This window comes from Anaeromyxobacter sp. SG66 (assembly GCF_022690805.1).
GTDB classification, from domain to species: Bacteria; Myxococcota; Myxococcia; order Myxococcales; family Anaeromyxobacteraceae; genus Anaeromyxobacter; species Anaeromyxobacter soli.
Map to the genome: position 1 here is coordinate 19,432 of NZ_JALCZC010000051.1, position 8,887 is coordinate 28,318.

At 74.4% G+C, this 8,887-nt stretch carries 6 protein-coding genes; 1 reads left to right on the forward strand and 5 read right to left on the reverse strand.

Translation table 11 applies throughout. From position 1 onward, the window contains the following. Positions 1 to 149 precede the first annotated feature (149 nt). The gene (locus MNZ39_RS14545; RefSeq protein WP_242339723.1) at positions 150 to 1,562 is read right to left on the reverse strand and encodes a sigma-54 dependent transcriptional regulator; all 1,413 of its coding nucleotides are present in this window, start codon (positions 1,560 to 1,562) and stop codon (positions 150 to 152) included. Next, positions 1,559 to 3,283, reverse strand: a complete 1,725-nt coding sequence (locus MNZ39_RS14550) for a transporter substrate-binding domain-containing protein (protein ID WP_242339725.1) — start codon at positions 3,281 to 3,283, stop codon at positions 1,559 to 1,561. Before MNZ39_RS14550 ends, MNZ39_RS14545 begins: the two co-directional genes overlap by 4 nt. Before the next feature lie 205 nt (positions 3,284 to 3,488). Between MNZ39_RS14550 and MNZ39_RS14555 the strand changes: the two genes are divergently transcribed. Further along, entirely contained in the window at positions 3,489 to 3,806 is a 318-nt protein-coding gene (locus tag MNZ39_RS14555) for a carboxymuconolactone decarboxylase family protein (protein WP_242339727.1), read from the forward strand. 73 nt (positions 3,807 to 3,879) lie between these two features. Here MNZ39_RS14555 and MNZ39_RS14560 read toward each other — a convergent pair whose 3' ends face one another. The 3 genes from MNZ39_RS14560 to MNZ39_RS14570 all read right to left on the reverse strand — a co-directional run. Next, a complete protein-coding gene (locus MNZ39_RS14560) occupies positions 3,880 to 7,239 on the reverse strand; it encodes an efflux RND transporter permease subunit (RefSeq protein WP_242339729.1) in 3,360 nt (1,119 codons plus the stop codon). Further along, a complete protein-coding gene (locus MNZ39_RS14565; RefSeq protein ID WP_242339731.1) occupies positions 7,236 to 8,237 on the reverse strand; it encodes an efflux RND transporter periplasmic adaptor subunit in 1,002 nt (333 codons plus the stop codon). The genes MNZ39_RS14560 and MNZ39_RS14565 overlap by 4 nt, the downstream gene beginning before the upstream one ends. Next, the coding region (locus MNZ39_RS14570; RefSeq protein WP_242339733.1) for a TolC family protein at positions 8,234 to 8,887 on the reverse strand (654 nt) is incomplete at its 5' end. The genes MNZ39_RS14565 and MNZ39_RS14570, both read right to left, overlap by 4 nt.

The following is an 8,887-nucleotide window of genomic DNA, read 5'->3' on the forward strand; positions in this document are numbered from 1 at the left end:
GCTTCTTCGCCGGCGGGTTCGTGAATGGTCATGCGCCCGCTCATGCCTGCGGCGCCGACGGCCCAGAGACGTTCCGTGATCTCGCCCGGTTGCGCGCGCGATGCGCGGGCGCACGACCATACGCCGGCGCATGCCCATTCGCGGGGGCGCTATCCGCCTCGTGCTGCCTTGAGGCGCCTCGACAGCGCGGATTGAGTGATGCCGAGGAGGCGCGCAGCGATCGTCTGGTTGCCTCCGCTGCGGGAGACGGCCTCCCGCACGAGCAGGTCGACGGCGTCGTGGATGGTCGGCAGCGGGTCGACGCCTGCGAACGGATGCTCCCCCTGCGCCGCGACGCGCGCAGGCGCCGGGCCGCCGCCGCGCTCCATCGCCCGGAGGAACGTCTCCATGGACAGGATTCGCCCGGGGTGAAGGCTGACCGCGTCGTAGGTCATCGCCTTCAGCTCCCGGATGTTGCCCGGGAAGGCGTAGGTGGAGAGCAGGATCGGGAGCTCGCGCGGCGCGGTGGGCTTCTTGAGTCCGAGCTCGCGCGCGGATTCCGCGAGGAAGTGCTCGAGCAGCAGGGGCACGTCGCCCTTGCGCTCGCGAAGCGGCGGGATCCGGACCTGGTGCGTGGCGAGCCGGTAGTACAGGTCGCGGCGGAAGGCGCCGGAGTCCTGCTTCGCCGCGAGGTCGTGGTGCGTCGCGACGATCAGGCGCGCCCGGAGGCGCTTGGGGCGATCGCTGCCCAGCGGGAAGTACTCGCCCTCCTGCACCAGCCGGAGCAGCTTCACCTGCGAGGCGACGGCGAGGTCGCCGATCTCGTCGAGGAAGAGCGTCCCATCCGCCGCGGCCTCGATCATCCCCGGCCGCGCCTGGTCCGCGCCGGTGAACGCGCCGCGGGCGTGCCCGAAGAGGGTGTCGGCGAAGATGGCGTCGTCGAGCCCTGCGGCGTTCACCGCCACCATGGGACCGGGTCGACCGGAGAGCGCGTGCGCGGCGCGCGCGACGAGCTCCTTGCCCACGCCGCTCTCGCCCTGCACGAGCAGCGGTCGCGGGCTCCGCGCCACGGCCTCGACGTAGGCGAACACCGCGTGCATGGCGCGGTCTCTGGTCACGATGGCCTCGAACGCCTCGGGGTGCTTCGGCCCGCCGGAGAGGACCCGGCTCGCCATCTCGCGGTTCTCGCCCTCCAGCTCCAGCATCCGCACCGCGCGCAGGACCCCGCCGACGAGTCGATCCTCCTCCTCCGTCTTCACGAAGTACTCGAACGCGCCGGCCTTCACGCACCGCACCGCCGTCTCGACCTGGTTCATCCCGCTGATCACGATGACCATCACCTCCGGGTGATCGGCGGCGATGCGCGCGAGCAGATCCTCGCCCGAGACGTGCGGCATGTTGAGGTCGAGCAGGACGAGGCCGAACGGCCGCGCGGCGAGCAGGCCCGGCACCTCGCGCGCGTCCTGGCACGTCTCGACGTGATCGATGCCCGCGCGGCCGAGCGCGACGCGGAGCGAGCGGAGCCAGGCCGGCTCGTCGTCCACCGCGAGGATGGGAAAGGACGGATAGGTGCCGGTGGTCATGCGGCGCGCTCCTCGGGGACGACGGGCAAGGTGACCACCACGGCCGTCCCCCCGCCGGGAGGCGACCGGAACTCCAGCGCGCCCCCGTGCTCCTTCACGATGGCGGCGGACACCGAGAGCCCGAGCCCGGTCCCGCCCTGCTCGCGCTTGGTGGTGAAGAAGGGGTCGGTGAGGCGGGAGCGGTGCTCGGGCGGGATCCCCACCCCCTCGTCCTGGACCGTGACGCGCGCCACGCCCGCGGCGCGGTCGTGCTCCGTGTTCACGCGGATGGCGCGGTCGGGGGCGGGCAACGCTTCGCAGGCGTTCAGGACGAGGTTCACCACCACCTGCTCGATCCGCTGGGCGTTGCCGCGCACGCGCGGGAGCGGATCGGCGAGCGTCAGCTCGAAGCGGCGGGTGGCCTTCCGGATCCGAGCGTCGAGGAGCCGCACCGCGGCGCGCACGATCGCGTTGAGGTCCACCGGCTCGAGGCGGGGCGCGTCCTCGCGTCGCGCGAAGTCTTTCAGGTCCTCCACGATCCGCTTGATGCGCCGCGCCCCCTCGAGCATCTCGTCGAGCATGCCCGGCAGCTCCTCGCGCATCTGCGAGTAGCGGAGCCCCGCCAGCATGAAGTCGCCCTCCTCCTGGAAGCGCCGCTCGAAGAGCTCGAGCGCGTCGAGGTAGACGTCCTTCAGCACGGGCATGTTGAGCAGGATGTAGCCGTTCGGGTTGTTCACCTCGTGCGCGACGCCGGAGACGAGCACGCCGAGCGCCGCCATCTTGTCGGCCTGGACGAGCTGGGCCTGGTTGTCGCGCAGGAGCTCCATGGCGCGCTCGCGCTCGCCGATCTCGCGCGCGAGCGACGCGGTCCGGGCTGCGACCTCGCGCTGCAGCGAGCGCGACCACAGCACCGTGCCGCCGAGCACCAGGAGCAGCGGCACGAAGACGACCGCGCCGTACTTCACGAACGTCCACCAGGTGACGCCCGGCTCGAGCACGCCCAGCCACCGCTCCCGGATCTGATCGTAGCGGCCGGTCTGCTTCAGGATGGCGAGCCCCTCCTCGATGCGGGCGAGGAGCGCCGCGTCGTCCTTCCGGACCGCGTAGCCGTAGCGGTGCGCGGCGACGTTCCGAGCGACCGGGACGACGTTGGTGAGCCGGAGCTGCCGCGTGATGTACGTCCCGGGCAGCGCGGCCACCACCGCGTACTCCCCCTGGCCCGAGGCGAGCAGCCGGAGCGCGTCGGCGGGGGTGTCGGTGCGGAGCAAGGTGTCGCCGAGCCCGAGCGCGGTGAGGTGCTCGTCCATGATGCCCGCGCGGTGGACGGCGACGGCGTGGCCGCGCAGCTCCTCGAGCGACCCCACCGGAGGAGTCCCCTTGCGCGCGAAGATGGCGTGGTTCACGAGGGTGTGCGGCGGGGAGAGCGCGAGCCGCCGCGCCCGCTCCTCCGACCACGACATCCCCTGCAGCGCGTCGATGCGACCTTCGTCGAGCGCCTGTCGCATCTCCGACCAGCCGCCGAGCCGGACCTCGACCCGGAGCCCCATCACCTCGGCGATGGCGCGGGTCAGGTCGACGTTGTACCCGGCGGGATTCCCGTGCTCGTCGATGAACTCGTAAGGCGGGTAGTCGCGGTCGCCGCCGAAGACGAGGACCGGCGCGGGCGCCGCGTCGGCGAGCGCCGCGCCCGCGAGGGTCACGAGGACCGCGCCGGCGATGCAGCGGAAGAGGCGAGCCGTCATTCGTGTCGATTATCGCGCAGTCGTCGCCACGCCGGTCGCGCCGTCTGACGGGCTGCGAGACCCGGGGGACGGTGGAGCGCGCCGCTCGGCGGCTCGGCCGAGCGGACGGGGAGGGCCGCCCTTCCGGGGCTTCCGCCTGCGCCCGCGCGCAGGCGGCGTCCACATCGTTGTACGAAGGCGCGAACTCCGACCCGCGAGGTGACCGATGGCCCAGAAGCTCCCCGAGAACTTCCTCCGCTTCAAGAGCTCGCACCCCGACGTCTACGCCGCGTTCGAGGAGCTGGGCCGGCGACTCCACGAGAGCGGGCCGCTCTCGGAGCGCGAGCGCCGCCTCGTGAAGCTCGGGATCGCGGTGGGCCTCGGCACGGAGGGCGGCGTCCACTCCGCCGTCCGGTTCGCGACCGCGGGCGGCTGCTCGCGCGAGGACCTCGCCCACGTGGTCCGGCTCGCCATCACCACCATCGGCTGGCCCCGGGCGCTCGCCGCGATGAGCTGGGTGGAGGACAAGGTCGAGGAAGAGTAGAAGCAGCGCACCCCCCGCCAGCGCCGGCTGGTCGGCGCGAGCGGGGGGCGCGCCTGCGGCGCCCGGCGCTCCGTCAATACACGTCGGTGCCGGTCGCGAGCGCCGCCTCGAGCGGCGGCGAGGGCCGGCGCTCCTCCTCCTCGACGGTGCGGCCCCGGGCGCCCTCGCGCTGCAGCTCGGCGGCGCGCCCGTGCCGGGCGAGCATGTAGTAGAGGACCGGGACCGCGTAGCGCGAGAGCAGGGTCGCCGCGACCGCGCCGGCCATGAGCGCCACCGCGAGCCCCTGGAAGATGGGGTCCGCGAGCATCACCGCGCTGCCGACGATCACGGCGAGCGCCGTGAGCGCCATGGGGCGGAAGCGGACGAGCACCGCCTCCTCCACCGCCGCCGCGAGCGGCATCCCCTCGCGCAGCTTCAGCTCCGCGAAGTCCACGAGGATGATGCTGTTCCGCACGACGATCCCCGCCCCGGCGATGAAGCCGATCATGCTCGTCGCCGTGAAGAAGGTCCCGCCGAGCGCGTGCGCCGGCAGGATCCCGACGAGCGACAGCGGGATCGGCACGAGGATCACGATCGGCATCGTGAAGCTCTGGAACCAGCCGACCATGAGCACGTAGATGAGCAGCATCACCGCCGCGAAGGCGAGGCCGAGGTCGCGGAAGACCTCGAGCGTGATGTGCCACTCCCCGTCCCACTTGATCGCGGGCGACTCGGTGTTGGCCGGGTGGGCGAGGCCGTAGCGCGCGACCGGCTCGCCGCGATCGCCGCGGAGGCCTTCGAGCTTCTCGTCGAGGGCGAGGAGCGCGTAGAGCGGGCTCTCGATCTCTCCGGCCAGGTCGGCCGTGACGTAGGAGACCGGCATCAGGTTCTTGTGCTGGATCTCGGGCGCCTCGCGGGTCCGCTCGACGCGGACGAGCTCGGAGAGCGGCACCTGACCGCGCGCGCCCGGGACGGTGAGCGCGAGGAGGGTGTCGAGCCGGGAGCGCTGCGCCGGCGCGAGCTGGAGGACGAGCGGCACCTGCGCCGCGCCGCGCTCGACGTGGAACGCGCCGAGCGGCGCCCCGTAGCCCGCCGCCGCGAGCGTCTGCACGACGTGCGCGGGCGCGACCCCGTGGAGCGCCGCCTTCTCCCGATCCACCGCCACGACGAGCTTGGGGGCCGTGGGGTTGAGCGTCGAGTCCACGTCCACCACGCCGGGCACCGCGCGGAACGCCTCGCGCACCTCGCCGGCGATCCGGTCGCGGGTCGCCGCGCTCGGGCCGTAGACCTCGGCCACCATGGTGGCGAGCACCGGCGGACCGGGCGGGATCTCGACCACCTTCACGCGCGCGTCGCGCGACCTCGCGAGGGCCTCGATCTCGGGCCGCACCCGCACCGCGATGGCGTGGCTCGAGGCGTCGCGCTCACCCTTCGGCACGAGGTTCACCTGCAGGTCCACCTGCTCCGGCGCCTCGCGCATGAAGCTGTGCCGCACCATGCCGACGAAGGTGAACGGCGCGGCGACGCCCGAGTGGAGCTGCACGCTCTCGACCTCCCGCTCGGCGAGGAGCCGGCGGGCGACCCGCTGGCCGAGGGCGAGGGACTCCTCGCGGGCGGCGCCCGCGGGGAGATCGAGCTGGACCTGGAACTCCCGCTTGTTGTCGAACGGGAGCATCTTCACCTTCACCGCGCCGGTGAAGAGCAGCGCCGTCGCCGCGAGGAGCAGCACGGCGACCGCGGCGAGGAAGCCGACGCGGACCCTCCCGGTCCCGAGCAGCCACCGCACGACGCGGCGATCGGCGCGCGCGAGCCGCCCCTCGGGCGCGGTCTCCGGGTTGGCCGAGGGCAGGTCGCGCTCGGGCTCGGGCGCGTCCCGCGCCGGATCCGAGGGGTGGAGGCCGCTCGCGTCGGTGTCCGGGAGGTGCGCCTCCTTGCGGAAGATCTTCATCGCCGCCCAGGGGCTCACGACGAAGGCGATGACGAGCGAGAAGACCATCGCCACGCTCGCGCCCACCGGGATGGGCCGCATGTAGGGGCCCATGAGCCCGCGGACCATCGCCATCGGCAGGATGGCCGCGATCACCGCCACCGTGGCGAGGATGGTGGGGTTCCCGACCTCGTCCACCGCGTCGAGCACGGTCTGCGCGAAGCTCCGGCGCGGGCCGGGCAGGTACATGTGGCGGTGGATGTTCTCGACCACCACGATGGCGTCGTCGACCAGGATGCCGATCGAGAAGATGAGCGCGAACAGCGTGACGCGGTTCAGCGTGTAGCCGTTCAGGTAGGTGAGGAGCAGCGTCAGGGCGAGCGTCACCGGGACCGCGACCGCCACGACGAGCGCCGAGCGCCAGCCCATGGCGAGGAGGATGAGGGCGATGACCGAGAGCGTCGCGATGAGGAGGTGCTCGATGAGCTCGTTCGACTTCTCCCCCGCCGTCTCGCCGTAGTTCCGGGTGACCGTCGCGTCGACGGCGGCGGGGATGAGCCCGCCGCGCAGCGCGTCCACCTTGGCGACCACCCGCTCCGCGAGCTCGGTCGCGTTCGTCCCGGGCCGCTTCGCCACCACCACCGTCGCGGCCTGCTCGAAGCCGGGCCGCTCCTTGGACGCGGTGAGCACCACGGCGGGCTCGGGCTCGGGGCCGTCCGTCACGCGGGCCACGTCCTCGACGTAGAGCGGCCGTCCGTCGCGCACCGCGACCACGACGCGCCGGAGCTCCTCCGCCGACCGCGCGAACCCGCGCGCCTCGATCTCGACGCGGGCGCCGCCGTCGACGAGCGCTCCGGCGGGGAGCTGCGCCTGGGCGGACTGGAGCGCCTGGTGCAGCTCGCCGATGGAGACGGACAGCGTGCGCAGCCTCGCCGGATCCGGCTCGATGCGCACCACGCGCCGCGCGCCGCCCTCCACGCGCACCTGCGCGGTGCGCTCGACGTCGGAGAGCTCCCGGGCGACCTGCTCGGCGAGCTTGCGCAGCTCGCCCGCCGGGAGCGCCTCCTGGGCGTGCAGCGTCACGGTGAGGAACGGGACGTCGTCGATGGTGAGCGCCCGGACGACGGGCGGCATCGTGCCCTGCGGGAGCAGCTCCGGGTGCGCCCCGAGCTCCTGGTGGACCTTCACGAGGCTCGGCTCGAGCGGCTCGTTCACCTTGAACCGCACGGTGATGAACCCGGCGTTCGGCCGGCTCGTGCTGTAGAGGTACTCCACGCCGGGGATGCCCCACAGCCGGCGCTCGAGCGGCGTGACGACCTGGCTCTCCACCTCGGAGGGCGTGGCGCCCGGGAAGGGCACCATGACGTCGACCATCGGGACGATGATCTGCGGCTCCTCCTCGCGCGGCGTGAGCGACACGGCGAGCACGCCGAGCAGGATCGACGCGAAGACGATCACCGGCGTGAGCTTCGAGCGCAGGAACGGGCGCGCCAGGCGCCCGGCGAGACCGTAGCCCTGCTCCTTCACGGCTGCACCTCCACCGGCTCCCCGTCGCGCAGCGCGCCCGGGGCGTCGATCACGGTCTCCCCGGGCCGGAGCCCGGCGCGGACCGAGAAGCCGTCGCCGGTCGCCTCGCCGAGCGAGAGCCAGCGCAGCTCGGCCTTGCCGCCCGCGGCCACGAACACGCCGGTGAGATCGCCGCGCTCGACGAGGGCGCTCCGCGGCACCCACGCCCCGTGCGCGCCCTCCGCCGCGCCCGGGACCTCGAGGCGCGCGAACGCGCCCGAGCGGAGCTCGCCGGTGACGCTCCGCACGCGCGCGCGAACGCCGCGCCGGTGCGAGACCGGGTCGCCGCCGGGCGTGAGGGCGGTGATCTCCGCCTGCCCCTTCGCGTCCCCCGAGACGAACGGGAGCGCTCGCCCGAGCGCGAGCCCGGCCGCCTCCGACTCCGTGAGGCTCGCCTGGAGCTCGAGCGTGTCGCCCTCGAGCTCGAGGAGCGGCTGGCCGGGGCCGACCATGTCGCCCGCCGAGACGCGGCGCGCCTGGATGGTGCCGGCGAACGGCGCGCGGATCTGGGCGTACTCCAGGTTGGCGCGCGCGGACGAGAGCGCCGCCTGGGCCTGGGCGCGCTGGGAGACGGCCATCTCGAGCTCGGAGGGCGTCGCCGCGCGCTCCGCGGCGAGGGCGCGGATGCGCTTCTCGTGGGCGGCGGCCGCCGCGTGGCCGCTCTCGGCCGCGGCGAGCGCCCCGCGCAGGTCGGAGGCGGAGAGGGACACGAGGAGCTGCCCCTGCTTCACACGCTGGCCCTCCTCGACGTGCAGCGCCGAGACGTGCGCGGCGATCCGCGTCGAGAGGGTCGCGCGCCGGGCCGCGATCACGTTCGCCGGGACGAGGTGGCCGCCCGTGGGCGTCGTCTCGCCGCGGACGGGCCGGACGCGCCGCGGGGAGGCGGCCTCGGCGGCGGGCGAGGCGGAGACGAGCGCGGGCGCGAGCAGCGCCAGCGCGGCGAGTGCGGCGATCTTCATGGCGTGATCCCTTCGATGGGCAGGTTGAGCGCGAGCGCGAGCTGGGCGCGCGCGACGCGCGCCTCGAGCCGGCTCGCGAGGAGCAGGGCGCGAGCGCCGGCGAGGCCGGCCTCCGCGTCGAGGACGTCGGTGAGCGGGAGGAGTCCCTGGCGATGCCGCGCGGCGCGGAGGTTCCGCGCCGACTCGGACGCCGCGACGGCCTCCTCGCCGGAGCGGATCCGGGCGTCGGCGGTCTCGATCGCCCGGCGCGCCTCCCCGACCTCGCGGGCCGCCTGCCGCTCGCGCCAGACGAGGGCCTCGTCCGCGGCGCGGGCCCGCGCCTGCGCCGCCCGCGCCCCCTGGGCGTCCGCGAGCGACAGGTCCCAGCGCAGCATGAGGCCGAGCGTCGTCCAGCTGCCCCCGCGCGAGAGGTCGCTCCCCTCGCGCATCGTCTCGGCGCTGGCCTGCGCGAACAGCGACGGGAGCAGGCTCCCGCGCGCGACGGAGACGCCCGCGTCCGCGGCGTCGCGCTGGAGCCGCGCCGCGACGAGGTCCGGTCGCTCCGGCGGCGGCGGCGCGTCGGCCGCGGCGGGCAGCGGCGGCAGGGCCGCGACGGGGGTCGCGAGCTCGGCCGTCCCGACCGCGTCGCCGGCCACGAGCGCGAGCCCGGA